21 protein-coding genes and 2 tRNA genes are annotated in these 25,822 nt (G+C 71.9%); 14 read left to right on the top strand and 9 right to left on the bottom strand.

All coding sequences use genetic code 11. From position 1 onward, the window contains the following. Positions 1–28 precede the first annotated feature (28 nt). On the bottom strand, positions 29–2,068 hold the full coding sequence (locus FGE12_RS03460; protein ID WP_153864705.1) for a hypothetical protein: 2,040 nt from the start codon (positions 2,066–2,068) through the stop codon (positions 29–31). Continuing rightward, a complete protein-coding gene (locus FGE12_RS03455) occupies positions 2,069–4,426 on the bottom strand; it encodes a bifunctional UDP-sugar hydrolase/5'-nucleotidase (protein ID WP_228530509.1) in 2,358 nt (785 codons plus the stop codon). A 180-nt stretch (positions 4,427–4,606) separates the two neighbouring features. Between FGE12_RS03455 and FGE12_RS03450 the strand changes: the two genes are divergently transcribed. The 7 genes from FGE12_RS03450 (at position 4,607) to FGE12_RS03420 (ending at position 13,186) form a co-directional block, all read left to right on the top strand. Beyond that, positions 4,607–5,323, top strand: a complete 717-nt coding sequence (locus tag FGE12_RS03450) for an NUDIX hydrolase (protein ID WP_153864703.1) — start codon at positions 4,607–4,609, stop codon at positions 5,321–5,323. A 68-nt stretch (positions 5,324–5,391) separates the two neighbouring features. Further along, positions 5,392–6,786: an MFS transporter gene (locus FGE12_RS03445; protein ID WP_153864702.1), complete on the top strand. Its 1,395-nt coding sequence runs from the start codon at positions 5,392–5,394 to the stop codon at positions 6,784–6,786. Between the two features lie 61 nt (positions 6,787–6,847). Then, a complete protein-coding gene (locus FGE12_RS03440; RefSeq protein WP_194797530.1) occupies positions 6,848–8,416 on the top strand; it encodes a hypothetical protein in 1,569 nt (522 codons plus the stop codon). A gap of 41 nt (positions 8,417–8,457) precedes the next feature. Further along, a complete protein-coding gene (locus FGE12_RS03435; RefSeq protein WP_153864701.1) occupies positions 8,458–9,225 on the top strand; it encodes an HAD family hydrolase in 768 nt (255 codons plus the stop codon). Between the two features lie 170 nt (positions 9,226–9,395). Further along, the gene (pdhA, locus tag FGE12_RS03430) at positions 9,396–10,520 is read left to right on the top strand and encodes a pyruvate dehydrogenase (acetyl-transferring) E1 component subunit alpha (RefSeq protein ID WP_370458877.1); all 1,125 of its coding nucleotides are present in this window, start codon (positions 9,396–9,398) and stop codon (positions 10,518–10,520) included. A gap of 60 nt (positions 10,521–10,580) precedes the next feature. Further along, the gene (locus FGE12_RS03425) at positions 10,581–11,567 is read left to right on the top strand and encodes a pyruvate dehydrogenase complex E1 component subunit beta (protein ID WP_153864699.1); all 987 of its coding nucleotides are present in this window, start codon (positions 10,581–10,583) and stop codon (positions 11,565–11,567) included. 5 nt (positions 11,568–11,572) lie between these two features. Next, positions 11,573–13,186 carry a pyruvate dehydrogenase complex dihydrolipoamide acetyltransferase gene (locus FGE12_RS03420; RefSeq protein WP_153864698.1) on the top strand — a complete coding sequence of 538 codons (1,614 nt, stop codon included), beginning with the start codon at positions 11,573–11,575 and terminating at the stop codon, positions 13,184–13,186. A gap of 71 nt (positions 13,187–13,257) precedes the next feature. On the opposite strand, the gene FGE12_RS03415 is transcribed toward FGE12_RS03420, so the two are convergent. Further along, positions 13,258–13,470: a hypothetical protein gene (locus tag FGE12_RS03415; protein ID WP_153864697.1), complete on the bottom strand. Its 213-nt coding sequence runs from the start codon at positions 13,468–13,470 to the stop codon at positions 13,258–13,260. 195 nt (positions 13,471–13,665) lie between these two features. Here FGE12_RS03415 and FGE12_RS03410 point away from each other — a divergent pair, with 195 nt between their 5' ends. Then, entirely contained in the window at positions 13,666–13,941 is a 276-nt protein-coding gene (locus FGE12_RS03410) for a DUF2795 domain-containing protein (protein WP_153864696.1), read from the top strand. 29 nt (positions 13,942–13,970) lie between these two features. Here FGE12_RS03410 and FGE12_RS03405 read toward each other — a convergent pair whose 3' ends face one another. Continuing rightward, entirely contained in the window at positions 13,971–15,278 is a 1,308-nt protein-coding gene (locus FGE12_RS03405; protein ID WP_194797529.1) for a matrixin family metalloprotease, read from the bottom strand. A gap of 201 nt (positions 15,279–15,479) precedes the next feature. Between FGE12_RS03405 and FGE12_RS03400 the strand changes: the two genes are divergently transcribed. Continuing rightward, positions 15,480–16,631 (top strand): sensor histidine kinase, encoded by a 1,152-nt coding sequence (locus tag FGE12_RS03400; protein ID WP_153864694.1) that lies wholly within the window; start codon positions 15,480–15,482, stop codon positions 16,629–16,631. A 107-nt stretch (positions 16,632–16,738) separates the two neighbouring features. Further along, a complete protein-coding gene (locus FGE12_RS03395; RefSeq protein WP_153864693.1) occupies positions 16,739–17,929 on the top strand; it encodes a response regulator in 1,191 nt (396 codons plus the stop codon). 45 nt (positions 17,930–17,974) lie between these two features. On the opposite strand, the gene FGE12_RS03390 is transcribed toward FGE12_RS03395, so the two are convergent. The 4 genes from FGE12_RS03390 to gltX all read right to left on the bottom strand — a co-directional run bounded on the left by FGE12_RS03390 (position 17,975) and on the right by gltX (position 20,162). After that, positions 17,975–18,046: transfer RNA gene (locus FGE12_RS03390), tRNA-Glu, on the bottom strand. Between the two features lie 90 nt (positions 18,047–18,136). Continuing rightward, positions 18,137–18,207: transfer RNA gene (locus FGE12_RS03385), tRNA-Gln, on the bottom strand. 51 nt (positions 18,208–18,258) lie between these two features. After that, positions 18,259–18,660 (bottom strand): hypothetical protein, encoded by a 402-nt coding sequence (locus FGE12_RS03380; protein ID WP_153864692.1) that lies wholly within the window; start codon positions 18,658–18,660, stop codon positions 18,259–18,261. Between the two features lie 62 nt (positions 18,661–18,722). After that, complete coding sequence (gene gltX, locus FGE12_RS03375) at positions 18,723–20,162, bottom strand: glutamate--tRNA ligase (protein ID WP_153864691.1); 1,440 nt, start codon at positions 20,160–20,162, stop codon at positions 18,723–18,725. A gap of 109 nt (positions 20,163–20,271) precedes the next feature. Between gltX and FGE12_RS03370 the strand changes: the two genes are divergently transcribed. From FGE12_RS03370 to FGE12_RS03355, 4 genes are read left to right on the top strand one after another with little or no spacing between them, the layout of a single operon-like run. After that, positions 20,272–20,850 (top strand): hypothetical protein, encoded by a 579-nt coding sequence (locus FGE12_RS03370; protein WP_153864690.1) that lies wholly within the window; start codon positions 20,272–20,274, stop codon positions 20,848–20,850. Continuing rightward, on the top strand, positions 20,847–21,755 hold the full coding sequence (locus FGE12_RS03365; RefSeq protein WP_153864689.1) for a myxosortase-dependent metalloprotease, MXAN_2677/MXAN_2678 family: 909 nt from the start codon (positions 20,847–20,849) through the stop codon (positions 21,753–21,755). Before FGE12_RS03370 ends, FGE12_RS03365 begins: the two co-directional genes overlap by 4 nt. Continuing rightward, on the top strand, positions 21,752–22,693 hold the full coding sequence (locus FGE12_RS03360) for a myxosortase-dependent metalloprotease, MXAN_2677/MXAN_2678 family (RefSeq protein ID WP_153864688.1): 942 nt from the start codon (positions 21,752–21,754) through the stop codon (positions 22,691–22,693). Before FGE12_RS03365 ends, FGE12_RS03360 begins: the two co-directional genes overlap by 4 nt. A gap of 15 nt (positions 22,694–22,708) precedes the next feature. After that, the gene (locus tag FGE12_RS03355; protein WP_153864687.1) at positions 22,709–23,413 is read left to right on the top strand and encodes an HAD family phosphatase; all 705 of its coding nucleotides are present in this window, start codon (positions 22,709–22,711) and stop codon (positions 23,411–23,413) included. Between the two features lie 48 nt (positions 23,414–23,461). Here the strand turns inward: FGE12_RS03355 and FGE12_RS03350 are convergent, their stop codons facing one another. Next, the gene (locus FGE12_RS03350) at positions 23,462–25,615 is read right to left on the bottom strand and encodes a protein kinase (protein ID WP_153864686.1); all 2,154 of its coding nucleotides are present in this window, start codon (positions 25,613–25,615) and stop codon (positions 23,462–23,464) included. Between the last annotated feature and the right edge of the window lie 207 nt (positions 25,616–25,822).

Here is a 25,822-nt window from a genome sequence, read left to right as displayed (position 1 = left end):
TGTGACGTTCAGCGTTGTGGGGTGAAGGCTACGGACAGGCCTTGATGGACTTGGGGCAGCTGAGCCCCTTGCCCGGGTAGCAGCAGATGTCGTCCACGTCGCGCGGGGTGACCAGCCACCGGGGCCGGCCCGCCTGGATCTGCTTCAGGTGGCCCGTGATGTCGTAGGTGGCGGCGCGCAGGGCGCGGCAGTTGGCGGCCTCGGCCGTGCTGCCGCTGTCGTCGCAGTCCGGCTTGAGCTCCGGCGCCGCGTCGCGGGTGAGCACGCTGATGCGGGTGTGGGAGTTGGCGCCCACCCAGCACGCGCTGTCGGCAGCGGTGGTGCCGTCCGCGAGGAAGGACACGTAGCCGCCGCTGCTGTCCACCAGGTGCTCCAGGCGGGTGTTCGCCTCGAGCAGCGCGTCGTCCACGGTGGCCGTCACCGCGCTCTGGCCGAAGGCCACGTGCACCGGCACGTTGCACCACACGCGCAGCTGGCTGCCCGCGGGCCAGAAGGTGGTGGTGCGCGCGGGGGTGCCCGCCGTCACGGCGGTGCTCGGCAGGCGCGCCGGCACGCTGTCGTCCAGGTGGGCGGCGGCCGGGCCCGGGCCCGCCATCTCCACCACGAACTGGCCGAAGCTGTTGTAGGTGGTCTTCTCGGCGCACACCTTGCCCTCGAACTGGCCGTGGCCGCTGGTGCAGTCCGCGTTGCAGGTGCGCTCGGCGGTGTCGTTGGCGCTGAGCGCGCCGCCGGGGCACTCGCCCCACAGCCACTGCCCGTTCGCGTCCTTCGTCTGGCAGAAGAAGGGCACCTGGCCGTCGCCGTTCTTGTCGCAGCTGACCATCACCTCGGGCAGCTTCACGCCCTTGAGCTGCACCAGCGCGGACTCGAGGCTCTCGATCTTCACGTTCGCGTTGCTGTAGCCGCACAGCTCGTCGGTGACGAAGGGCGCGAACACGTTGGAGACCGCGCAGGTGCGCAGGTTCAGCTCCACCGGGGCCGGGATGTACTTCTCCCACTTGGACGGGTCCTTCTCCGTCTGGCGCACGTGGTCGCGCACGGTCCAGGCCGGGAAGGACATCTGGGTGGCGCCGGAGAACTCCGCCACCGAGCCGGAGAGCGTCCACAGCAGGTCGCCGCGGTCCAGGCCCTCGGGGTAGTTGTAGTTGTAGACGAACATCGCGCCGTAGGTGCCCGGGAAGAAGCCCGAGGGCTCGAGCATGATGCTGCTGCCCGAGCGCACCTCCGGGATGCGGCAGGAGGTGACGTCCGTCACGTAGAAGCCGGAGGGGTCCGTGCCGGTGACCACCAGGGTCATGGGCTGGCCGTCGTTGGGGTCACCCGGCAGGCAGTGGTGCAGGAGCGGCGCACCGGCCTCGGGCGCGCGGCCGATCTTGACGAACTGCCCCACGAAGGGAGAGGACTTGTTGTCGAAGCCGTCCGGCTGCTGCACCGCCGCGAGGCTGGGCTCGTCGAAGAGCACCGCGGGCGAGACGCCGCTCACGTAGGTGTGCGCGACGTTGCTCTCCGGAGGCAGCTGGCCCGCCACCTCCACGCCGCCGTCCATGTCCAGGCGCACGCCGCCGTCCACGTAGTCCACCGCGATGGGGGCGTCCTCCACCCAGATCCGCACCTCGCCGTAGACGTGCGAGACGCGCACGGTGCCGGTGGCGAGGCCCTCGGTCACCTGCGCCCAGCGGGTGGTGTTCGCGTCCGTGAGGTCACCGGGCACCACGCGGAAGGCGACCGGGCCGCTGAAGCCGGTGAAGCGCTGGCCGTCCGCGTCCAGCGCGGTGATGGCCAGCGCCACGTCCACCGAGCCGTGCGGGATGACGTAGCGGCAGCCCTCGGTGCCGCGCTTGTCCGCGGGCACCTGGGTCTGGTCGTTCCCGTACTGCGCCGCGCAGGTGACCTCCACGGGCAGCGGGGCGCGCGTGCCGTCCGCCGCCGCGGCTGCGGAGGCGGGGTACAGGCCCTTGATCTCCACGCGGAACGAGCTGACGCCGGCGGCGGCGGCGTCCGGGGTCTTGGTGTAGCAGGCGGGAGCGGCGAGCAGCAGGGCCGCCGCGGCAAAGGTCAGGCGCTTCATCTACTTCACCCTCCGGCCGATGCGGCCGTCCTCGACCACCGGGGCCACGGCCACCGAGGTCGGGTTCTGGCAGAACTGCTTGAGCTGCGGCGTGATGAAGCCGCACGCGGACTCGGTGCCCTCACCGGCGGTGAGCGCCTCCTTGCAGCTGCAGCGGCCCGTGTAGGGGCCGGCAGGCACGTCGCACTGGGCCTGCGCGTCCGCCGCGGTCGCCACGCCCTCGGCGTTGCAGCCCGTGGGGTCGAAGCCCTTCTGCAGCAGCTGCCCGCAGGTGCAGCTGCCCACCTTCTTGGACAGCGCGTCCTTGAAGGCCTTGGCGGTCTGGCACGCGCCGATGGTGGCGGTGTCCACCTCGTAGTGGCCGTTGGTGAGCACGCCGCAGTACTCGCCCGTCTTCGAGGTCGTCGCGCCGGCGAGGATCTCGTCGCAGCTGCACAGGCCCTGCATGTAGCCGATGAGCGAGTCGCGCAGGCTGATGCCGGTCTCGAAGCGCGTGGTGTTGCGCTTGAGCACGTTGAAGCCCGAGCCGCCCTTGGCGATGTAGTCGTTCACCGCGACCGCGTAGGTGGTGTGCTTGTCCAGCGCCTTGCCGTTGATGGAGATGTCGTAGGCGGGGTTCGCGTAGCAGCGGTAGCCGTTGAGGTCGCTCTCGAGGCACTGCCAGGGGTTGTGCCCCTCGCGCTCGGCGGCCGTGCCCGGGCACATGTTCGCGCCGCCCTGCTGCGGGTCACAGGGGAAGCGCAGGTCGTTGAGCTGCACCTGCACGCAGTCCATGGTGAAGCGCGCGCCGGAGATCTGCGCCTGGGCCGCGCAGCCGCGCGAGGCGGAGCGCTCGGCGACGAAGTCCAGCATCTCCTGCACCTCGGTGCCGGAGAGGTACATGCGGTTGATGGTGTTCTCGAAGGGGAACACGTTGAACATGGACTCCTGGGTGATCACGCCCGCGTAGAGGTTGTCGCGGATGCCCAGGGTGTTGGTCAGCGCCATCTCCACGTCCACGTTGCGCCGCTTGCGCATCGAGTCCGCGGTGAGGTTGCCCAGCGGCGAGTCGCCGCCCGCGTTGTTGTTGCGGCGGGTCACGTCCTTGGGCGCGTAGGCGAAGATGCTGGTGAGCTGCAGGCCGTAGTCCATGCCGAGGATGTAGGGCTGCAGCAGCTCGGTGGTGAGGCGGTCCTCCTGGTTGCCGCAGGCCGCCATGGCGCGGCGCACGTCCGCGTTGGCGAGGAACTCACCGGGGGCCCAGAAGCGCGCCACGTCCTGGTAGTACTTGCGCATGGCGTCGTCGCACCAGAGCCCGTCCACCGGCAGCACCCTGTAGTCGTGGCTCACGACCTCGGCGCCGTTGAGGTTGCCGTTGGCCGCCACCTCCTCCGCGGAGGGCACGTGCACCATCAGGTCCAGGCGGCCCACGTACTTGGCGAACGCGCCGGAGTGGCTGAGCACCACCTTGCGGCCCGAGGGGTCCGTCACCGTCTGCGGCGGGTTGAGCACCACGTGCAGGTGGCCGCCCAGCACCACGTCGATGCCCACCACGCCCGGGATGCGCACCTTCACCACGCTCTTGGGGTCGCTCTCGTCGCCGGTGCGCTCGAGCACCGTCCAGGGCTGGTTCTTGCGCTGCACGAACTCCTTGGCGCGGCTCCACTCGTAGTAGGCGGTGTAGCCCTGGATGAGATCCTGGTCCTCGGTGAGGCCCAGGTGGCTCACGATCACCACCAGGTCCACCACCGGGCGCAGCAGGTCCACGTAGGCGCGCGCGATCTCGTTCTGCTCGAGCGGGGTGGCCTGCATGCTGTTGCCGCCCTCCACCAGCGAGTTGAGCGAGCTGATGTTGGCCATGCCGATGACGGCCACCTTCAGGCCCTGCACGTTGTGGATGGTGTAGGGCTCGGTGCGGTAGGCGGTCTGGTTGCTGCCGGGCTCGCGCGGGTCCTCCCACTGGTAGTTCGCCGCGAGCAGGGGGAAGGTCGCGAAGTCGCGCGCCTTGTTGGAGAAGTTGAGGGCGCCGGCGTCGAACTCGTGGTTGCCCACGACCGCGCTGTTGAGGCCCACCTGGGAGAGGAAGCGGAACTCCGCCTCGCCCGAGTTCAGGTTGAAGATGGGCGCGCCCTGGAAGCAGTCACCGGAGTCCAGGTGCAGCACGCGGCTGCTCTTCGCGCGCTCGCGCTTGAGCAGCGCGGCGATGCGCGTGGCGCCGCCGAAGGGGCCCGCCTCGGGGATGATGCCCAGGTCCGTGTCCGTCTTCAGCGGAGCGAAGTCGTACGGGATCAGGCGCGAGTGGATGTCCGACGTGTGGAGCAGGGTCAGCCGCACGTCCTGGCCGGCAAGGTTCGTATCCTGTCCGTCCAGGACCGGCATGCACGAGGCACTGCCGAGGGCGCAAAGGAGGCCGACGAGGCCAGCGAGGGCGCGACGCATCGAGGAGATTGTCCGGGGAGTGGTGTGAACTGACAATTACAGGGCGGCGCAAGGTACGGGATTCGCTAGCGCCGTTCAAGCAACGGGCCGAGCACGCCCGCCTGGACTATGGAGCGCACCATGACTCCCACCTTTCCCCCCACGGCCTCACCCGTGTCCTCGCCCGTCGTCGAAATCGAGGTGATCGAGGACTTCTCGGCGAGCGCGCGCTGCGACGAGGGCTTCCTGCAGGTGCGCCGGCTGCGCTGCCACAACGTGCGCGCGGACGGCACGCACTCGAAGGTGTACCGGGTGGACGTGGTGGACCGGCCGCGGCTGGACGCGGTGGCGGTGCTGGTGCACCGGCGCGGCGCGGGCGGCGCGCGCGAGGTGCTCACGCGCATGAACCTGCGCCCCGCGGCCTACTTCCGGCGCGACAAGACGCCGGCCGTCGCGGACCCCGCGCCCTACCTGCGGGTGGAGGAGATCGTGGCCGGGCTGCTCGAGCCCGAGGACCGGGGCGAGGCCGGGGTGCGCGCGCGCGCCGCGGCGGAGGTGTGGGAGGAGGGGGGCTACCGCGTCGCGCCCGAGGCGGTGCAGCTGCTGGGCGCACCCTTCTTCGTCGCCCCGGGCATCCTCTCGGAGAAGATCTTCCTCGCGGCCGTGGACGTGACGGGGCTCGAGGGCGCGCCTCCGCCCGGGGACGGCTCGCCGCTGGAGGAGGGCGGGGAGCTGCGCTGGCGGCCCCTGCCGGAGCTGCTCGCCGCGTGCCGCGCGGGCGAGGTGCCGGACGCGAAGACGGAGCTCGCCCTCACCCGGCTGGTCGCGCTCGAGGGGGCCGCGGCCCGCGCGCCGTAGGGGCGGGCGGGCGGCCGGGACCCCTGCGTTGACGGGCCGGGGGGCGGTAGGAAAGAGTGCCGGCCCCCATGCACGGCGCCTCGTCCTCGTCCTCTCCTGCTCCCCAGCACACGCGCGCCTTCCGCATGCGCCGCGGCCAGAACTGGTTCACGCTCGGGTGCACCTACGCGGCCATGTACATGGGCCGCTACAACTTCTCCTTCGCCAACGCGCGCCTGAGCGAGACCTACGGCTGGAGCAAGACGCAGGTCGGCACCATCATCAGCGTGGCGACGTTGATCTACGGCTTCTCGGCCCTCTTCAACGGCCCGGTGGCGGACCGCATCGGCGGCCGGCGCGCGATGCTGCTCGGGGCGAGCGGCGCGGTGGTGTTCAACATCGCGTTCGGCCTGGGCGCCTACCTCGGCTTCCTGGGCACGGGGCCCCTGCTGCTCGGCTACCTGGCCACGGCCTGGGGCCTGAACATGTACTTCCAGTCGTACTCGGCGCTCGCCCTCATCAAGGTGAACGCGGGCTGGTTCCACGTGGCCGAGCGCGGCGTGTTCAGCGCCATCTTCGGCTCCATGATCCAGAGCGGCCGCGCGCTCGTGTACTTCATCGGGCCGTTGCTGGTGCTCGCGCTGCCCTGGCAGTGGGTGTTCTTCGTGCCCGCCGCGATCATGGCGCTGCTCGCCGGCGCCACCTTCCTCTTCGTGCGCGACGCGCCGGACGAGGCGGGGCTGCCCCCGCTGGACACGGCGGACGCCTCGAGCGGCTACACCGGCAAGGTGGACCTCAAGTACGTGGCGCGCGTGGTCTTCACCAACCCGGTGACGCTCACCATCGCCGCGGCCGAGTTCTGCACCGGCGTGGTGCGCCACGGCTTCGAGCAGTGGTTCCCGCGCTACATGACGGAGGCGCAGCACCTGAAGCTGGACAGCGCCATCTTCAAGAACGGGGCGACCGGCGTGGTGCTCGCCGGCATCCTGGGCGCCTTCGCCGCGGGCTTCCTCTCGGACAAGCTGTTCAAGGCGCGCCGGCCCCCGGTGGCCTTCCTCGGCTACGTGCTCCAGGTGCTCTGCCTCGCCGTCGTCTGGCGCGCCCCCAGCCTCACGCTCGTCATCTGCGCCTTCGTGCTCAACTCGTTCGCGATCAGCATCGTGCACTCCATGCTCTCGGGGACCGCGTCCATGGACTTCGGCGGCAAGAAGGCCGCCGCCACCGCGGCCGGCATGTTCGATGGCATGCAGTACGTGGGCGGCGCGGTGGTGGGCAGCGGCATGGGCGCGCTGCTGGATGCGTTCGGCTGGGGCGTGTGGGGCCCGAGCATGATCGGCTTCTCCGTGCTCGGCGGCGTGCTGATGCTCACCCTGTGGAACGCGCGGCCCCGCTCGCACCAGGCGCCGTCTTCGGCCGGGGGGGCTGCGGCGGTGTCCCTGCCCACCCCGGGCGCGAGTCCCCGCGGCACCGGCACGGACGGGTAGGGCGCTCCCTGGTCCCACGGACCGGATGCGCGTCACGCACGCGTGACATAAGCTCACGCTCGTGACGCAGTCCTCCTCCATTCCGCGGCTCTCCAACCGGCTCGACATCCACGACCGCAAGCAGCTGGAGCTCAAGCTCGAGTACGAGCCCAGCTGCGCCGAGGGCACGGCGCGCTACCTGGTGGAGGCCTTCCTCTTCCTCCCCGCGAGCCTCAACGTGGACGAGGAGACCTACCCGCGCGCGGACTTCTACGCGGGCATCCACAACTACGTACGCTTCAAGACCCCGGTGATGTCGCTGCAGGAGCTCTTGAGCGAGCCGCAGAGCCCGCTGCTGCACCTGGAGGCGAGCCTCGCGCCGGGCGTGGGGACGGCGCGCGGCGAGCCCGAGCTCGTCTACCACGCGAAGCTGCTCTCCTGCGTGGTGCGCGGCGCGCTGCGCCGCTTCGCGCAGGGCGTGGAGCAGGGGTGCGCGGCCAACGCCGTGCCGGACGCGAGCGCGCTGGAGGCGCGGGTGGAGGGCGCGCGCACCGCCATGGCGCAGGTGCTCGAGCGCTACCGCACCTGGGCGCGGCTCGCCCAGACGCCCGTGCTGCAGGAGAAGACGCGCGCCTCCCTGCGGCTCGTGGACGAGTACCTCAGCCTCTCGGTGGAGCAGTGCTTCCGGCGCGCGGTGGCGGACATGGAGGGGCTGCCGCGCTCGGGCGGCTACCTCGCCGCGCGCAAGGGGCTGATGGCGGACGTGCTCCAGGAGGAGGCGTACCGCAAGCAGCACGGGCTCAAGAGCGTGCTGGTGCCGGGCGGGGACAACGAGGAGTACATGCACCGCCTCGGGTTCCTGAAGAAGTTCTGCATGAACATCCTCTTCCTCTCGGCGCGAAGGAAGCAGAAGCGCCAGGGCGTGGAGGAGGTGCTCTTCGCCTTCGCGGCGGGGCTCGCCATGACCTTCGCCACCGCGGTGGCGTTCTGGGCCCAGGCGCGCTTCAGCCAGGTGAGCCTCAACTTCTTCCTCATCGTGGTCGTGGGCTACATGATGAAGGACCGCATCAAGGAGGGGCTGCGGCGCATCTTCAGCCAGGCCGCGCGCACGCACCTCTACGATCGCACGATGCAGATCGTGGACCCGGTGACCCAGCGCCACCTGGGCACCTGCGAGGAGCGCGTGGACTACGGGCGCGCGGCGCGCGTGCCCGCGGACGTGCAGGCGCTGCGCCGGCGCGACGACTTCGCCACCGTGTCCCAGGGCGAGCTCACCGAGACCGTCATCCGCTACGCGAAGAAGATCGTCCTGCAGGCGGAGCTCTTGCCCCGCACGCTGCACGGGCGCGCGGGCGTCACGGACATCATCCGCCTGAGCGTGGAGCGCTTCCTGCGCGACATGGACGAGCCCGAGTACGCGCTCGAGTACGTGGACATGGAGGACTTCAGCGTGGGCCACGTGCGCGGCGCCAAGCGCTACCAGGTGGACCTGGTGCTGCGCTGCACCGTGAGCGGCCCGCGCGAGTCGGGCACCCCGCGCGTGAGCCTCTCGCTGGTGCGCCTGGTGCTGGACCGCAACGGCATCGCCCGCCTGCAGCGGCTCACCCCCGAGCCACCCGCACAGGGGGAGCCACAGCGCTCGGCTGCCTGAGCGCTGCATGCGGGCCGGAACAGGGTAGGGTGGCGCCCGCCATGGCCTCCCCCGCGAACGAGAACCCGCACCAGAACCACGCGCACCGCGTCCAGCCGGGCTGGCAGCGCTCGCTCGAGCAGATCCTCGAGCGCGCTCGCAGCCTGGGCGCGCGCGCCGTGCTCGCCTTCGACCTGGACTCCACCCTCTTCGACAACCTGCCGCGCCAGGCGCGCATCCTGCGCGAGTTCGGCCAGCACGCGCGCGTCCCTCCGCTCGCGGCCTGCGGCACGCACCACTGGACGAGCGGCTGGGACATGCGCTCGGCCATGCGCAACTGCGGCCTCGGGGAGGCCGAGCTCGAGCAGCACTACGAGGCCGCGAAGCGCTTCTGGCAGGAGCGCTTCTTCACCAGCGAGTACTGCGCGGACGACGAGCCCATCCCGGGCGCGAGCGCCTTCACCCACGCCGTCGTCGCCACCGGCGCCCAGCTCGCGTACGTGACCGGCCGCCACGAGGAGATGCGCGAGGGCACCGTGGCCGCCATGCGCCGCGCCGGGATGGCGCTGCCGGACGGCGGCCGCGTGAGCCTCATCATGAAGCCCACGCTCGCCGAGGACGACGACGCCTTCAAGCGCGAGGCGCACGCCCAGCTGCGGCGCCTGGGCGAGCTCGTGGCCGCCTTCGACAACGAGCCCACCCACGCGAACGACTACCGGCGCACCTTCCCCGGGGCCACCGTGGTGCACCTCGCCACGGACCACTCGGGCCGCCCCGTCCCCCTGCTGGACGGCATCGTCTCCGTGCCCCACTTCTCGCTCGCTCGCTGAGCCAACGCGCGAGCGCTTGCGTGACGCAGCGCGCTGTGCGCGCGCAGTGTCCAAAGCGCTTTGCAGTGCCCGCGCTGCACGTTATGAGGCGCACGGCGTGTGCCGCCCCGAAGCGTGCGCTTGTGACGGCGTGTACGGGCGGCCCCCTCACGGATGACGGAGGCTTCGCGGTGGCGAGCGCGTATTCGAAGGACCTGCTGTTGACGATGTACCGGAAGATGTTCCTCATCCGCCGCTTCGAGGAGCGGGCGGGCCAGCAGTACGGCCTGGGGAAGATCGCCGGCTTCTGCCACCTGTACATCGGCCAGGAGGCCGTGGCGGTGGGCACGAACGAGGCGATCCGCCCGGACGACTACATGCTCTCGGCCTACCGCGACCACGGCCAGCCGCTCGCGCGCGGCTCGGACGCCGGCATGGTGATGGCCGAGCTGTTCGGCCGCACCGGCGGCTACAGCAAGGGCAAGGGCGGCTCGATGCACATCTTCGACATCGAGCACCACTTCTACGGCGGCTACGGCATCGTGGGCGGGCAGATCCCGCTCGCCGCCGGCATGGCCTTCGCCAGCCGCTACCGCAACGAGGACCGGGTCACCGTCTGCTTCTTCGGCGACGCGGCGGCCAACCAGGGCGCGCTGCACGAGACCTTCAACATGGCCGCGAAGTGGAAGCTCCCGGTCATCTACATCTGCGAGAACAACCGCTACGGCATGGGCACCGCCGTGGGGCGCACGGCCTCCGTGCCGGAGATCTACAAGCGGGCGAGCGCCTACAACATGCGCGGCGAGCCGGTGGACGGCATGGACGCGCTCGCCATGTACGAGACGGTGAAGGACTGCGCCGACTACTGCCGCGCGGGCAAGGGCCCCGTGCTGCTCGAGGCCAACACCTACCGCTTCCGCGGCCACTCCATGGCGGACCCCGCCACCTACCGCTCCAAGAGCGAGGTGGAGGAGGAGCGCAAGAACGACCCCATCCCCAAGCTGCGCGCCTTCGCCCTCAAGAAGAAGCTCGCGGCGGACGCGGACTTCGAGGCCATCGAGGAGGAGGTCAAGGCCCAGGTGGATGCGGCGGTGAAGTTCGCCGACGAGAGCCCCGAGCCGGACCTCGAGGAGCTGTGGCGCGACACCATCGTGGAGGAGGGCGAGGAGGACGTGCGCCCCCGCCAGCGCGTGCTCGGCCACAACGTGACGAACTGGCCCTCCTACCCCTCGGGGCAGGAGCTCAAGGTGACCTGGGACCTCGAGCCGCGCGAGCAGGCCGAGAAGGAAGACAAGAAGGCCGGCCTCGTCCGCTAGCGCTTCCCTGTCCTCCCCCTTCACTTCCCCTTTCTTTCGAACTTCGAGCTGGAGCCAACGATGGCTGAGTTGATGTACCGCGAGGCGCTGAACCAGGCGCTCGACGAGGAGATGAAGCGCGACGCCAACGTCTTCCTCATCGGTGAGGAGGTCGGCCGCTACAACGGCGCGTTCAAGGTGTCCCAGGGTCTGCTGGACCGCTACGGCAGCGCGCGCGTCATCGACGCGCCGATCAGCGAGCTGGGCTTCGCCGGCATGAGCGTGGGCGCCGCGATGGTGGGCCTGCGCCCGGTGGTGGAGATGATGACCTGGAACTTCGCCATCCTGGCGATGGACCAGATCGTGAACAACGCGGCGAAGCTGCGGCACATGTCCGGCGGCCAGCTGCGCTGCCCCATCGTGTTCCGCGGCCCGGGCGGCGCGGGCGGCCGGCTCAGCAGCCAGCACAGCCAGGCGCTCGAGGCCAACTACGCGCACTTCCCCGGCCTCAAGGTCATTGCCCCGGCGACCCCCGCGGACGCCAAGGGCATGCTCAAGAGCGCCATCCGGGACGAGAACCCCATCATCATGTTCGAGGGCGAGCGCCTCTACGCCATCAAGGGCGAGGTGCCCGAGGGCGAGCACGTGGTGCCGCTGGGCAAGGCGGACGTGAAGCGCGAGGGCAAGGACGTCACGCTCATCACGTGGAGCCGCATGTACTACTTCTGCGAGCAGGCCGCGCAGGAGCTGGAGAAGGAGGGGATCTCCGTGGAGATCCTCGACCTGCGCACCCTGCGCCCCCTGGACGAGGAGGCCATCCTCGCCAGCGTGCGCAAGACCAACCGCGCGGTCATCTGCGAGGAGGGCTGGGCGCTCGCGGGCGTCGGCGCTTCCGTGGTGGACATCATCCAGTCGAAGGCCTTCGACGACCTGGATGCCCCCGTGCTGCGCGTCACCGGCCTGGACGTGAACATGTCCTACGCCGCGAACCTCGAGAACGCGATCCAGCCGGACGCGCCGAAGATCATCGCGGCCGTCAAGCAGGTCCTCTACCGCCAGGGAGCCTGAGCCACATGGCCACGCCCATCCAGATGCCGGCCCTCTCTCCGACGATGAAGGAGGGCAAGATCGTCAAGTGGCTCAAGAAGGAGGGCGACAAGGTCTCCTCCGGTGAGGCCATCGCCGAGGTGGAGACCGACAAGTCGAACCTCGAGGTGGAGGCCTACGACGACGGCGTGCTCATCCAGATCGTCGTCCCCGAGGGCGAGATGGCCACCGTGGGCGCGCCCATCGCGTTCCTCGGCGCCAAGGGCGAGAAGGTGGCCGCAGGTGCCGCCGCCGCGAAGCCCGCCGCTGCGTCCGCGCCCGCACCGCAGGCCGCCGCTCCCGCCCCCCAGGCCGCCGCGCCGGCCGCGAGCAGCAGCAGCGCCGGCGAGGGCATCCCCGTGCAGATGCCCGCGCTCTCCCCCACGATGAAGGAGGGGAAGATCGTCAAGTGGCTCAAGAAGGAGGGGGACAAGGTCTCCTCCGGCGAGGCCATTGCCGAGGTAGAGACGGACAAGTCCAACCTCGAGGTGGAGTCCTACGAGGACGGCACCCTCGCGAAGATCGTCATCGGCGAGGGTGAGATGGCCCCGGTGGGCGCGCCCATCGCGTACATTGCCGGCAAGGGCGCGAAGGCCGCGGCGAAGCCTGCCGCCGCGCCGGCTCCGGCCCCGGCGGCCAAGCCGGCTGCGGCGCCGGCTCCGGCCGCTGGCAACGTGGTGGCGATGCGGCGCGAGGAGCCCGCGGCGGCCGCCAGCGGCTCTCGCCGCGTGCGCGCGAGCCCGCTGGCCAAGCGCATCGCGCGCGAGCGCGGCCTGGACCTGAGCGCCCTGCAGGGCTCGGGGCCCAACGGCCGCGTGGTGAAGCGCGACGTGGAGACGGCGGTTCCCGGCAAGGCCGCGGCCGCTCCGGCGGCGAAGGGTGCGGCCCCCGCGGCGGCGCGCACTGCGGTCGCCGGCGTGCGCGCCGAGCCTCGCGCGGTGCCGCTGTCCACGATGCGCAAGGTCATCTCCCAGCGCATGGGCGAGGTGAAGCCGGGCGTGCCCCACTTCTACCTCAGCGTGGACGTGGAGATGGACGCGGCGCTGAAGATCCGCGAGGAGGCCAAGGCGCTCGAGTCCAAGGTCAGCGTCAACGACATCCTGGTGAAGGCGGCCGCCATCGCGCTGCGCCGCAGCCCCAAGATGAACGTGTCCCTGCAGGGTGACAGCATCCTGCACTTCGACACCGTGGACATCGGCATCGCGGTGGCGATCGAGGACGGCCTCATCACCCCGGTCATCCGGGACGCGGACCTCAAGGGCCTCTCGGCCATCTCGGGCGAGGCGCGCGACCTCGCCGAGCGCGCCCGCAAGCGCGCGCTCAAGCCGGCCGAGTACACGGGCGGCTCGCTCACGGTGAGCAACCTGGGCATGTACGGCATCGATGCCTTCATCGCCGTGATCAACCCGCCGCAGGCCGCGATCCTCGCGGTGGGCTCGGTGGCCGAGAAGGCGGTGGTGCGCGACGGGCAGCTCGCGGTGCGCAAGATGATGACCGTGACGCTCTCGGGCGATCACCGCGTCATCGACGGCGCCATCGGGGCCGAGTACCTGCGCGAGCTGAAGAACCTGCTCGAGCACCCCATGCGCCTGCTGTTCTAGGCGCGGGCGCTGCCCCGGCAATGCTTCACAGGCCCAGGAGCCCTCCGCGGCTCCTGGGCCTTTTCATGTCGCTAGCGGCGCGTGTGCATCTCGCGCTCGAGCTCGCGCTGGGCCTCGGTGCTGTCCGAGCCGCCTCCCGCGCCACTCTCTGCGTTGCGCTCGGTCTCGGGCTCGCCCTCGTGCTCCTCCGAGCGGCCCTTGATGCCGGGCCACGGATCCGGCCGGGTGGCCTGCACGTGCTCGATGTCCTCCGAGTAGCCCTTGTCCTGCTCCTTCTTCGCCATGGTCTCTCTCCCGCGCTCCCCCGGCGCCGTGCAGGCTCCCCTGCAGGCTCGATGGAGGGTGTGTGGGGCAAGGGTGGGGCGTGCGGCGCGCAGGAGCCACCCGCGGCCAGGGAGGGGCGCGCTCGCCCTCCTGCTCGCCAGGCACCAAAGATTGGTTCCTCCCGGGGCGCGTCTGCTGCTTAACTTCGCCCGTACATGAGCCCCGAACCGGAACGGCCTCGAGAAGCGCTGCAGCCCTCCCGTACCTCTGACGCGACACCTGCCGAGGCGCTGGACCTCGATGTCCCCGCCGCCCTCGCGGGGGCGGTGTTCCCCCTCTCCAGGGCGCAGCTGGTCCGCGTGGCGCGCGAGAACGAGGCGCCCGGCCGTCTGCTGACCCTGCTGAGCGGACTGACGCATGCCCGCTTCGACTCGCTCGAGGCGGTGGCCCAGGGCCTCGCGCACGCCTCCCAGGACGCGCACCCGCGCTAGCCCCGGCCTCCCGCTTGCGCGCCAGGCGCTCAGCGCGCAGCAGGCGCTGAAGTAGAGGCCACCGCTGCGCTGGCACCGGCCGTCGCGCCGTGCGGCACGGCGAGCGTGCCTTTCCAGCCCGCCGCGCTGAGGCCGCGGGCGAAGGCCGAGAAGTCCGCCATCACGCCGAGCCGGTACACGCGCGCGGCGCGCGGGGCAGGGCGCTCGGCCGAGGCGCCGCTGCCCACGGTGACGCCCACGCTCTCGCCGGTGGCCGGCACCTCGAGGCCCTCCACGTGCTGCTCGATGTTGCCGAGCCGTCCGCCCGGCACGCGCAGCACCATGCGCTCGGGGCAGGACCCCTTGAGGCACTCGCGCACGCGCACCTCCACCTCGCTCTGCAGCAGCCGCGCGCCGGGAGCAGGCGTCAGCGTGCGCACCGCCACCACCTCCGTGGTCGCGACCACCGAGGCCTCGCTCACCGCGGCCTGCTGGCGCACCTCGCTCGCCTGCGCGCCGGCTGCAGCGAGCAGCAGCGCGGTGGCGCAGAGCGCGGAGGCCGCCACCGGCCGCCCGCCGCGGCGGCGCAGCAGCAGGGGCAGGAGCAGCAGCGCGAGGCCGAGCGCCGCGCCGCTGCCGCTCGCGCTGCAGCCCGCGGGGGGCTCCTCGGCGCTGGCGCCGCCATAGAGCACCGCGAGCCCGGCCTGGTCGTCCTCGTGCAGCGCGCGCTTGCGGGTCTCGCCGCGGCGCGCCGAGGGGTACATCACCGCGTCCGGCAGCGCGCCGTTGTGCGCGAGGCCGAAGGCGTGGCCCAGCTCGTGGGTGAGGGTGTTCTGCACGTCGTCGTAGAGGCCGCCCTCGGTGGCGTCGCTCGCGAGCACCGCGAAGCGGCGGCTGGACACGTTGAAGGCGATGTCCGCGTCCAGGATGCGGTGGGTGCGCGTGTCCAGGGTCACCACCGTCACCGCGAGGCTGTCCGGATCGTAGGGCCAGTCCTCCAGCGCCACGATCTCGCTCTGGTTGTGCGCGCCCTCGGCGGTGTCGTAGCCCACCGCGTCCGGGGTGCCCTCGACCACCGTCACCGGCAGCGAGCCCAGGGCGCGCTGCACCGTGCCCACGGCCGCGTCCGCAGCGCCGATGGCCCCCGGCGCCCCCAGGTGCTCCGCCAGCTTCGCGTCCACCACCAGCTGCACCGCGCCCTCCCAGCGCACCGGGTTGCCGCTCGAGTCGCGCTTGAGCTCGTACGCGTGCGCGCCCGCCGGGGCGAGCAGCGTGAGCGCCGCCAGCACGAGGACCGCGAGGCCCCGGCACAGCAGGTGGGCAAGGCAAGCAGCAGACGGGAAGCGAGGTTCGGTCACCACGCCCACCAGCAAGGCAAGCGTCGTGCCCGCGGTGGAATGTTGTGATTTCAGTGCGATGCGGGGGCTTGCGCGCGGGCCTTGCCGGACTGGGCAGTCAGGATCACCCCGGGGGTGGGAAAAAAATGCGCCAGCGAGAGAAATCCGCTGGGATAGCGTGTCGCACCCCCTGCCCCCCGAGGGCTTCAGGGGTGCGGACCCATGACCGGACCCTTCACCCACTCCGTCCTGTACGTCGACGACGACGCGCTCAACCTGCGCGTCTTCGAGGCCAACTTCGGGCGCCGCCTGCCCATCATCCTGTGCGCCTCGCCCGCCGAGGCCCTGGGGGTGCTGGAGCAGCGGCGCGCGCAGATCGGCGTGGTGCTCAGCGATCAGCGCATGCCCGGGATGACCGGGGTGGAGCTGCTCGAGCGCGCGCGCAGCCTCGCGCCCGAGGCCCGGCGCATGCTGGTGACGGCGTACGCGGACATGCAGGCGGTGATCGACGCGGTGAACCGCGGCCAGGTGACCCGCTACTTCGTGAAGCCGTGGGACCGCGCGGACCTGCTCTCGGCGCTCGAGGAGGGCCTGCGCATGGCCACGCTGGAGCAGCGCGTGCGCGAGGTGGAGGGGCGCATGCTGCAGGCGGAGCGGCTCGCCACGCTGGGCCAGGTGACGGCCGGCATCGCGCACGAGCTGGGAGCGCCCGTCTCGTACATGTCCCAGAACGTGGCGAGCCTGCGGCGCGACCTGGGCACGCTGCTCGCGCACGTGGGGCCCTCGCTCCAGAAGGACCCGGCCCTGCGCGACATCGCCTCGGACCTGCCGGACCTGCTCCGGGACCTGGAGCAGGGCACCCAGCACCTGCGCCGCGTGGCGGACAGCCTCAAGGCCCAGGCGCGCGGCGAGGACGCGGAGCAGAGCTCCGAGGTGTCCGAGGTGTCCGACTTCGTCGCCCGGCTCGCCCGCCCCCAGCTGCGCGAGCGCGCCCGGCTCAGCACGCAGGGCGACCCCGTGCACGTGCGCTGCGGCCCGGTGCGCCTCACCCAGATCCTCCTCAACCTGGTGGTCAACGCCGCCCAGGCCATGGAGGGCACGGGGCGCGCGGGGCGCATCGAGCTGCGCTGGCTCGCGCGCGAGCAGGACGTGCAGCTGACCGTGGTGGACAACGGCTGCGGCATCCCGGTGGACCTGCAGGAGAAGGTGTTCCAGCCGCTGTTCACCACCAAGCCGGTGGGGGTGGGCACGGGGCTGGGCCTCGCCATCTGCCGCGACCTCGTGGGCCAGCTGGGCGGCGCGCTCACCCTGCAGTCCGTGCCGGGCGAGGGCACCCGCGTGGACGTCACCCTCCCGCGCGCGCCGGCTCCCTGAGCCACCTGTACGTCTGAAGTGCTCCTGTAATCCCAAGCGTTTAGCGGTGGGCGCCCGGGGGAGGCGGAGGCGGAGGGGGAGGGCGGGTGCGCTAGGCTCTCGCCCTCATGGACCTTCCCTTCGACGTGGACATCCCGCTCGGGGACCTGGACGACGTGCGCGAGCTCGCGCGCGCGCCCGGGGGGCCCGGCCTGCGCACGGACGGACCGCCCGAGCGCCCGGGGCTGCCCCCGCTGCCGAACCGCGCGCCACGGCACGCGCGCCCGAGCCTGCCGGAGGACGGCGTGGACGTGGAGCTGGACACGCCGGTGCCGCCGCCGCTGGGCCCGGCGTCCCAGGCCACCGAGCCTCCCGGGGGCCAGCTCGGCACGCTCGCCGGCCGGGTGCTGGTGGTGGACGACGAGGCGGTGGTGCGCGACGTGGTGGCGCGCATCCTCACGCGCGAGCCGGACCTCGCCGTCACCGCGGTGGAGGACGCGGAGGCGGCGCTCGCGCTGCTGCGCACCCACCGCTTCGACGTCCTCGTCACCGACAAGAACCTGCCGGGCATGGGCGGCACCGAGCTCATCGCCGAGGCGCGCAGCCTGCAGCCCAGCCTCGAGGCGCTGATGATCACCGCCTACGCGAGCGCCGAGTCCATCGTGGCGGCGTACGCGGCCGGCGCGAGCGACTACCTGCTCAAGCCCTTCGAGGACCTGCGGCTGGTGCGCGCGAAGGTGCGCGCGGCGCTCGAGCGGCGCGCGGGCCGCGTGCAGGGACGCCAGCGCGCGCGCACCGTGGCCCAGGCGGCCGCGGCGCTGCTCAAGCAGGGCCGCCAGGCGCCCCCCGAGGCGCGCGAGGCCCTGGAGCTGCAGCTCAACGCCTACGAGGATCTGATCCGCGCCGGCGCCACCGGCCGGGTGGCCGTCATCGGGAGCCCGCTCGCGGCGAGCCTGCTGAGCAAGGCCGGGCTGGATGCGCACCTGATGACTGCGCACGACGTGCGCCTCGCCACCGCGGACGTGGTGGTGCTCTACACGGGGGAGCCGCGCTGGCAGGAGCTGGCCGCGCGCCTGCGTGCGCTCGCCGCCCCGGACGTGCTCCTGCTCGCGGCCCCCGAGGCGGACCTGGCCGAGCTGCTCGAGGCCATCAGCCTGCGCCTGGACCTGGTGGGCTTCGGAACGGGCAGCGCGGGGAGCCTCCCGGACAAGGTGCGCACCCTGCTGATGCGCCGTGCGGTGGAGCGCGCCCAGGCGCTGCTCGCCGGGGCGCTCGCGCGCTTCCACGCCCGGCTGCACGGCCCGCTGCCCAGGCGCTGAAAAGAGAAACGCCCGCTCTCCAGGAGGAGAGCGGGCGCTTCGGTGTGACCCTGCCGGGATTCGAACCCGAGTTTGAGCCGTGAGAGGGCTCCGTCCTAACCACTAGACGACAGGGCCGGCTGCAACCCTTGCTGCGTGCTGCCACTGCGTGCTTCGTGCGGCGCTTACTACCTTTTTGCTTCCTCGTCCGTCAACCGAAGAAGTGAGCTGGGGAACTAGGATTCGAACCTAGATAAGCAGAGTCAGAGTCTGCTGTCCTGCCGTTAGACGATTCCCCAAAGACTGCGACTTCGACTGCGCCTTCTACAGCAACTGCCCTGCGACTCGCATCACTTTTTCGCCGGTTTCGGGGCGGGCCGCTTGGGCTTCGCCGTGGACTCCAGCGGGACGATGTAGATGCGGACTTCGTCGTTGGCTTCGTAAATGTTCAGGCCTTCGAAGTTCTTCCCCGAAGGGTTGGAGATGTGGACCGCCTTCACGCCCGGCTGGTTCACGATCGACTTCCGGGGGTAGCTGCCCGCCGAGTACACCGCGCGGTAGTACTTCAGCGTGTCCTCGAAGTCGCCCGGTGCCCGGTACCGGTTCTCCCCGACCTTCTGCGCGCCGTCCGGAATCTGCGCCCCGCCCACCACGTCCGCGCGCGCTGCCACCGCCACCAGTCCTGCCACCGCCGCCGCGAACGGGCGCGCCTTATAGAGAGCGCGCTGGAGCCTGTCAAGACGCTGGGTCATGGGTCGCGAAGATAGGGAAGGCGGAGCGGGGCGTCCAGCGCCCCGTCGCGCCGCTGTCCGCTTTAGCCTCGTGCGAGCGCGGCGTCGATGCGCGCGAGCGCCTCGTCGCGCCCCAGCAGCTCCAGGGTCTCTCCGATGCCCGGGCTGGTGGTGTTGCCCGTCACCGCCACGCGCACCGGCTGGGCGACCTTGCCCATGCCCACGCCCGCCCGCTCGCTCACCGCCTTGATGACGGCATCGAGCGCCGGGACGCTCCAGTCTGCCGTCGTCAGCTGCTCGCGCACCTGGGCGAGCAGCGCGCGCGAGTCGGGCCCCAGGTGCTTCGCCGCCGCCTTCTCGTCCAGCGTGACGCCGGGCACGAGGTAGGGCGCCGCCATCGCCGCCATCTCCTCAAGCGTGTGCACGCGCTCGCGGAAGGAGAGCACGATGCGCTGCAGGCGCGCCGGCGAAGGAACCGCGAGGCCGCGCGCCTGGAGGAAGGGCAGCAGGCGCTCGCCCACGCGCTCGGGAGACAGCAGCTTGAAGTACTGCTGGTTGAGCCACAGCAGCTTCTCCGGGTTCCACACGCCGGAGGTGGTGCCCACGTGGTCGAAGCCGAACCACTCGATCATCTGCGGCAGCGGGATGACCTCGTCGTTGCCGTGGCCCCAGCCCAGGCGCACCACGAAGTTGAGCAGCGCCTCCGGCAGCACGCCCGTCTTGGCGTGCAGCATCACGTCCGCCTCGGGGTGGCGGCGCTTGCTGAGCTTCTCGCGGTCCGGGCCGAGGATGAGCGGGAAGTGGGCGAACTGCGGGGGCTGCCAGCCCAGCGCGCCGTAGAGCATCAGCTGGGGGAAGGTGGAGTTGATGTGCTCCTGGCCACGGCCCACCAGGGTGATCTCCATCAGGTGATCGTCGATGACGCAGCCGTAGTTGTAGAGCGGGATGCCGTCCGCGCGCAGCATCACCCAGTCGTCCAGGTCCGAGTGCTCCTTGGTGATGGTGCCGATGACCTGGTCGGTGAAGGACACGCTGCCGCCGTCCAGCGGCATCTTGAAGCGCACCACGCTGGTGCGCCCCTCGGGCACGTCCTTGCGCTCGCGGCAGGTGCCCTCGTACTTGTACGTGCGCTTCTCGCGCTCGGCCACCGCGCGCCGCTCCTCCAGCTCCTCGCGGGTGCAGTAGCAGCGGTAGGCCTTGCCCTCGGCGATGAGCTGGTCCGCGTACTTCTTGTAGAGGTCCAGCCGCTGCGTCTGGAAGTAGGGGCCGTGGTCGCCGCCGCGCTCGGGGCCCTCGTCCCAGTCGATGCCCAGCCACTTGAGCCCGTCCAGGATCGCCTTCACGGACTCGGGCGTGGAGCGCTCGAGGTCCGTGTCCTCCATGCGCAGCAGGAAGGTGCCGCCCTGCTGGCGCGCGTACAGGTAGTTGAAGAGGGCCGTGCGGGCGCCACCGATGTGCAGGTAGCCCGTGGGCGAGGGGGCGAACCGGACGCGAGGCTTGGACGGGCTGGGAGAGGTGGCCATGGCGGGGGCGCGGATTAACAGAGGGGTGGGGGGTGGTCAACGCGACCCGCACGCAAGCGGGGCACCCCGTCCGCGGGTTTGGGATAACCTCGCGCCTCCGAGACCTGCCATGACACGCTCCCTGCTCCGACCTCCGCTCGCGGCCCTCGCCCTCCTCCTCGCCCTGCCTGCGGGCGCCACCAGCCTGCTGCGCGCAGACGTGCCGGAGCTCACCGCCGCGTCCGACGCGGTCGTGCGCGGCACCGTGCGCCGCGTGCAGAGCCGCTGGTCCGGGGACGGGCAGCGCATCGTCACCGACGTGGAGATCGAGGTCGCCGAGGCGCTCAAGGGAGACCCGGGCCACACCGTGCTCGTCACCCAGCCGGGTGGAAGGGTGGGGGACGTGGGCCAGAAGGTGAGCGGGCTCGCCGCCTTCGCGCCGGGCGAGGAGGTGGTGGTGTTCCTGCAGCGCCGCGGCCCCTCGGCCTTCGGGGTGCGCGGCATGGCGCAGGGCAAGTTCCACGTGCAGCGCTCCGCGGACGGCAAGAGCGTGCTGGCCGTGCCCGAGTCGCTCGGCGACGCGCGGCTGGTGGACGCCGCCACGGGCGCCGAGGTCGCGCCCACCCAGCGCACGGTCTCGCTCGAGAGCCTGCGCGGCACGGTGCGCGCGGCCGCCGCGCGCCCGGCGCCGGCGGGGAAGCCGCGATGAGCCTCGCCTCGCCTGCAGCACTCGCCCTGGCCCTCGCGCTCGCGCAGACCGGCACCGCGCCCTACGTGCGCTCGCGCTCCCAGGACACCCAGTACACGCCGCCCGCCTGCCTCTACTGGACGGCCCCCACCCTCACCTGGCAGCAGTCCACCGCGGGCAACCCCGGCACCACCGGGGACACCGAGTTCGGGGCGGTGAGCGCGGCCTTCCAGACCTGGGAGAACCAGTTCGCCGCGTGCGGCAACCTGAACCTGGTGGAGGGCGCGCGCGTCGCGGACCGGCGCGTCGGCTACAACCCCACCCAGGCCAACCGCAACCTGGTGCTCTTCCGCACCCAGGCCTGCAAGGGCACCGTCCCGGACACCAACGCCTGCTGGACGGACGAGAGCTGCGCGAACACCTACGACTGCTGGGCCTTCGACGACAACGTCATCGGCATCACCACGGTGAGCTACGACGTGCGCACCGGCGTCATCTACGACGCGGACATCGAGCTCAACGCGGCGCGCTTCAACTTCACCGCCGTGGACTCGCCCTGCGGCGGCGTGCCCGGCAGCCTCGGCTGCACCTCCACGGACATCCAGAACACGGTGACCCACGAGGCCGGCCACTTCATCGGGCTGGATCACTCGAGCGTCAGCGGCTCGACCATGGCGCCCGACGCGCGCACCGGCGAGACGAGCAAGCGCGTCCTCGACGACGCGTCCAAGCGCTTCGTGTGCGAGGTGTACCCGAAGGGCCAGCCCAGCGTGAGCTGCGTGGACCGGCTGCCCACCCCCGAGGGCTCGGCGGGCGGGGACGGCGGCGGAGGTGGCTGCGCGAGCGGCGCGGGCCTCGCGCCCTCGCTGCTCGGCGCGCTCGCGCTGCTGCCCCTGCTGCGGCGCAGGCGCGCGAGGCGCGCATGAGCCGCGCGCGCGGCGTGCGCCTGCTGTGGGCGGGCGCGTGCCTGCTCGCCGCCGGCGCGGCGCACGCCCAGGACTTCCGGCGCACCGCCGTGCCCGGCAAGCCGCTGTGCCTCTACTGGCCGGTGCGCGAGTACGTCTACCACTACGACGCGGCCGGCAGCGCCCGCACCCCCGAGCGCACCGAGCTCGCCGCGATGGAGGCCGCCTTCGACAGCTGGCGCACGCTGTCGGGCACCTGCAGCGACTTCGCGTTCGTGCGCGGCGCGGACCTCGAGGCGCCGGACGTGGCGTACGTGCCGGGCGGCGACAACGTGAACGTGCTCACGTTCCGCGAGCGTGCCTGCGACGAGGTGGTGCCGCCCACGGACCCCTGCTTCAGCGAGGAGAGCTGCGCGAACCGCTACCGCTGCTGGAGCCACGACGAGGGCACGCTCGCGCTGACCACCACCACCTTCAGCTTCCGCTCCGGCGCCATCCTGGATGCGGACATCGAGTTCAACGCGGCGCCGCTCGGCGGCGGCGAGGGCTACCTCTTCACCACCGTGGCCGGCCCGCCCTGCGGCAGCGAGCAGCTGCCCAGCTGCGTGGCCATCGACCTGCAGAACACGCTCACCCACGAGCTCGGGCACGTGGTGGGCCTGGACCACGTGCTGAGCACCGGCTCCACCATGGAGGCCACCGCGCCCCCGGGCGAGACGCAGAAGCGCATCCTGGACCCGGGCACCGCCGAGGGCTTCTGCGGCATCTACCCGCGCGGGCAGCCCTCCGTGCAGTGCGTGGATCCGGCCACCGTGCGCGAGCAGCTGGTCGCGCGCGGCGAGGGGCTGAGCGGTCTGGGCTGCACCGCCGCGGGAGGCGAAGCGGCCCCGCTCGCCGGGGCGCTGGGGCTGCTCGCGCTCGGGCGCCGCCGCCGCCGCCGGGCCGCGGCGGGCGGGTAGGGGAGGCGCGCGCGCATGGCCGTGGCCTTCTTCGACCTGGACAAGACGCTGCTCGCCGCGAACTCCGGCGTGCTGTGGCTGCGGCGCGAGCTGGCGGAGGGCCACATCAGCCGCCTGCAGGCGCTGCGCGCGAGCGTGTGGCTCGCGCGCTACCACCTGGGCTTCGTGTCCATGGAGGATGCGCTGCTGCGCGCCATCGCGCAGCTGGCCGGCACCGAGGCGGCGCCGATCGTGCGGCGCACCGAGGCCTTCTACGCGGAGCAGGTGCGCGCGCTGTACCGCCCCGGGGCGCTCGAGGCGCTCGCGCGCCACCGGCGCGCGGGCGACCGCTGCGTGCTGCTCACCTCCTCGTCCGGCTACCTCTCGGAGCTGGTGGCGAAGGATCTCTCGCTGGATGCCGTCCTCTGCAACCGCTTCGAGGTGGACGCGGCGGGGCGGCACACCGGGCGGCCGCTGGGGGGCCTGTGCTTCGGCTCCGGGAAGCTCGCGCACGCACAGGCCTACCTCGCGAGCCTCGGCGGCGGCGTGGGCTTGCGCGACTGCGCCTTCTACACGGACTCGTACTCGGACCTGCCAGTGCTCGCCGCGGTGGGGCACCCGGTGGCGGTGAACCCGGACCCGCGGCTGCGCCGCGAGGCGCTGCGGCGCGGCTGGCCCGTGGTGGACTGGGGCACGCCGGGCCTCGCGCCCGCCCCCGCAAATGCGAAGCCCCCCGCCTGAGGGCGGAGGGCTCCGGGTGCAGCTCGGTGTTCAGCGCCGTCGCTGCGCCTAGCGGCGCGGCGGCACGAGGCGCATGTTGAAGGTGTAGTCCACCGCGACGGGGCGGCCCTGGTAGGTGATGGGGGCGTAGACGCGCGACTTGAGCGACTCGAGCACCACCTTCTCCATGAAGGGCAGCGTCTTGAGGGTGCGGCAGTTCTCCAGCCGGCCCTTCACGGTGATCACGCACTTCACGATCATCGTGCCCTCCACCTTCGCGGCGATGGCCTCACGCGTGTACGTGATGGCCTTGCCCTCCTGCACCACGGACGGGGGCACCATGCCCTCGCCGAAGGGCAGCACCACGTCGCCGGTGGGCGCCGCGGCGGACGGGGCCGCGCTGAGGTTGCCGATGCCGGCCGCCACGAGCGAGGCCGTGTCCGGCGCGCTCGCGACCGCGGGCGCCGCCGCGGCGGACGCCGGGCTGCTCGCGGCAGGCGCGCTGGAGGCCGCGGGCACCACGGCCGCGGGCGCGGAGGACGAGGACGAGGCCTGCTCCACGCGGCCGCCGCCGTACGAGCGGCTGCTCACGGTGGGCGTGGGCGCGCGCTTCTGCAGCTTCTGCATCAGCACCACCTCGCCCGAGCCGCCGGTGATCACGGTCTCCGGGTTGTAGCCGTCCATGGTGAAGGTGAGCTCGGCGGTGACCGAGCCCTCGTCCGTGGCGGGGATCTCCAGGACGAAGGGCGTGGTGCCGCGCTCGCGGCCCCGGTAGTACACGCGCGCGCCCGTGGGCTGGCTCATCAGGCGGAAGCGCACCGGCGGGCCCTTGCTCGGGTCCACGTTGGGGTCCGCCGCCTGCACCACCTTGGCGTTCGCGGCGGCCGCAGCGGCCTCGCCCTCGCCGTCCACCGTGACGGTGCCGGCGCCGGCCACCTCGGTGAGGTTGGGCTTGCGCTCGGCGGGCGCCTTGTTGCCGCCCAGCATCAGCATCGCGCCGAAGCCGAGCAGCACGCAGGCGCCCACCACCGCGGCGGCGATGACCTTGCGCTTGCGGGCGCGCGCTTCGTCGTCCACGTTGACGTCCACCGCCACGTCGCCGCCCGCGGCGGCCGCGAACATCGGCTGGCTGTGCTGGCCGCTCGCGCTCGGCGAGCCGTACTGGCCGGAGCCGGTGGGCGAGGCGTACTGGCCCGAGCCCGTGGGGGAGGGGTAGTTGCCGGACGCCGTGGGCGAGTTGTACTGGCCCGAGGGCGGCTGGGCGAACTGGCCCGACGCGGACACCGACTGCTTGAAGATGCCGCTGTGGCCGCCGGCCGCCATGTTCGCGGTGCGCAGGCCCTCGAGCACCTCGTCCATCGTCTGGTAGCGGCGCGCCGGGTCCTTCTCCAGGCAGCGGCGCACCATGGCCTCGATCTCCTGGGGGATGGCCAGGTCGGGACGCAGCGCGCTGAAGAAGGGCGGGGCCTCCTTGTAGTGCGCGAAGATGAGCTCGATGTGATCCTTGGACACGAAGGGCGGGCGGCCCATCAGCATCTGGAAGAGCACCACGCCCAGCGAGTACACGTCGCTGCGCGCGTCCGCCACGTTGCGGGCCTGCTCGGGCGCCATGTACTGCGGGCTGCCGAGGAAGGTGCCGTTCTGGGTGACCTCGGGGCCCACCGGGCCCTCACCGGCCGGCGCAATGGACTTCACCAGGCCGAAGTCGAGCACCTTGACCAGGTCCTGGTCGCGCTCGTTGAGCAGGATGATGTTCGCGGGCTTCAGGTCGCGGTGCACCACGCCCAGGTTGTGCGCCTCGCGCAGCGAGCGGCAGATCTGCTGCGCGATGGAGAGCGCGCGGCCCCAGGGCAGCGCGCCCTGCTGCTGCAGCACCTGGCCGAGCGTGCGGCCCTCCAGGTACTCCATGGCGATGTAGAAGATGCCGTCGTCCGTCTGCCCGTAGTCGATGACGGTCACCGTGTTCGGGTGACGCAGCTTCGAGGTGAGCGAGGCCTCGCGCAGGAAGCGCTTCTGGAAGCCCGGGTCGCGGCTGGTGGCGAGGCTCGGGTTGAGCACCTTCAGCGCGACCACGCGCTCGAGCGGCGTCTGCAGGGCGCGGTACACCTTGCCCATGCCGCCCACACCGAGTGGCTCGAGGATGCTGAAGCGACCGTTGAGGGTCCGCCCGATGAGCGGATCCGCCGACGGAATCCTGGGGTCCTGGGAGTCGCCCCCGACCATGTGATGCCCCCGCTGTGCGTAGGAGAGTGGCTGGATGGAGCTCCAGCGACACGTACTGGACATGAAAGCACAGCGCTGCCACGCGCGGAAATCCCTGCCGCGCGATCGCCTGCGTGTTCGTGCGGATGTGCGAAGGGTAGGTGCGCGTAGGTGCGCACGCGCGCCGCCGCGGCAGGGGCGAGCAGGTGAGCTCGCAGGCCGCCTTTG

Origin of the sequence: Aggregicoccus sp. 17bor-14, assembly GCF_009659535.1 — a bacterium.
Lineage (GTDB): Bacteria > Myxococcota > Myxococcia > Myxococcales > Myxococcaceae > Aggregicoccus.
The sequence above is the reverse complement of the archived record's forward strand: the minus strand, read 5'-3'. Positions and strand labels throughout refer to the sequence as shown.

Coding starts and splice junctions, on each gene's coding strand:
- FGE12_RS03460 (WP_153864705.1), bottom strand. CDS start 2,068: ATGAAGCGCCTGACCTTTGCCGCGGCGGCCCTGCTGCTCGCCGCTCCC.
- FGE12_RS03455 (WP_228530509.1), bottom strand. CDS start 4,426: ATGCCGGTCCTGGACGGACAGGATACGAACCTTGCCGGCCAGGACGTG.
- FGE12_RS03450 (WP_153864703.1), top strand. CDS start 4,607: ATGACTCCCACCTTTCCCCCCACGGCCTCACCCGTGTCCTCGCCCGTC.
- FGE12_RS03445 (WP_153864702.1), top strand. CDS start 5,392: ATGCACGGCGCCTCGTCCTCGTCCTCTCCTGCTCCCCAGCACACGCGC.
- FGE12_RS03435 (WP_153864701.1), top strand. CDS start 8,458: ATGGCCTCCCCCGCGAACGAGAACCCGCACCAGAACCACGCGCACCGC.
- FGE12_RS03425 (WP_153864699.1), top strand. CDS start 10,581: ATGGCTGAGTTGATGTACCGCGAGGCGCTGAACCAGGCGCTCGACGAG.
- FGE12_RS03420 (WP_153864698.1), top strand. CDS start 11,573: ATGGCCACGCCCATCCAGATGCCGGCCCTCTCTCCGACGATGAAGGAG.
- FGE12_RS03415 (WP_153864697.1), bottom strand. CDS start 13,470: ATGGCGAAGAAGGAGCAGGACAAGGGCTACTCGGAGGACATCGAGCAC.
- FGE12_RS03410 (WP_153864696.1), top strand. CDS start 13,666: ATGAGCCCCGAACCGGAACGGCCTCGAGAAGCGCTGCAGCCCTCCCGT.
- FGE12_RS03400 (WP_153864694.1), top strand. CDS start 15,480: ATGACCGGACCCTTCACCCACTCCGTCCTGTACGTCGACGACGACGCG.
- FGE12_RS03395 (WP_153864693.1), top strand. CDS start 16,739: ATGGACCTTCCCTTCGACGTGGACATCCCGCTCGGGGACCTGGACGAC.
- FGE12_RS03380 (WP_153864692.1), bottom strand. CDS start 18,660: ATGACCCAGCGTCTTGACAGGCTCCAGCGCGCTCTCTATAAGGCGCGC.
- gltX (WP_153864691.1), bottom strand. CDS start 20,162: ATGGCCACCTCTCCCAGCCCGTCCAAGCCTCGCGTCCGGTTCGCCCCC.
- FGE12_RS03370 (WP_153864690.1), top strand. CDS start 20,272: ATGACACGCTCCCTGCTCCGACCTCCGCTCGCGGCCCTCGCCCTCCTC.
- FGE12_RS03365 (WP_153864689.1), top strand. CDS start 20,847: ATGAGCCTCGCCTCGCCTGCAGCACTCGCCCTGGCCCTCGCGCTCGCG.
- FGE12_RS03360 (WP_153864688.1), top strand. CDS start 21,752: ATGAGCCGCGCGCGCGGCGTGCGCCTGCTGTGGGCGGGCGCGTGCCTG.
- FGE12_RS03355 (WP_153864687.1), top strand. CDS start 22,709: ATGGCCGTGGCCTTCTTCGACCTGGACAAGACGCTGCTCGCCGCGAAC.
- FGE12_RS03350 (WP_153864686.1), bottom strand. CDS start 25,615: ATGGTCGGGGGCGACTCCCAGGACCCCAGGATTCCGTCGGCGGATCCG.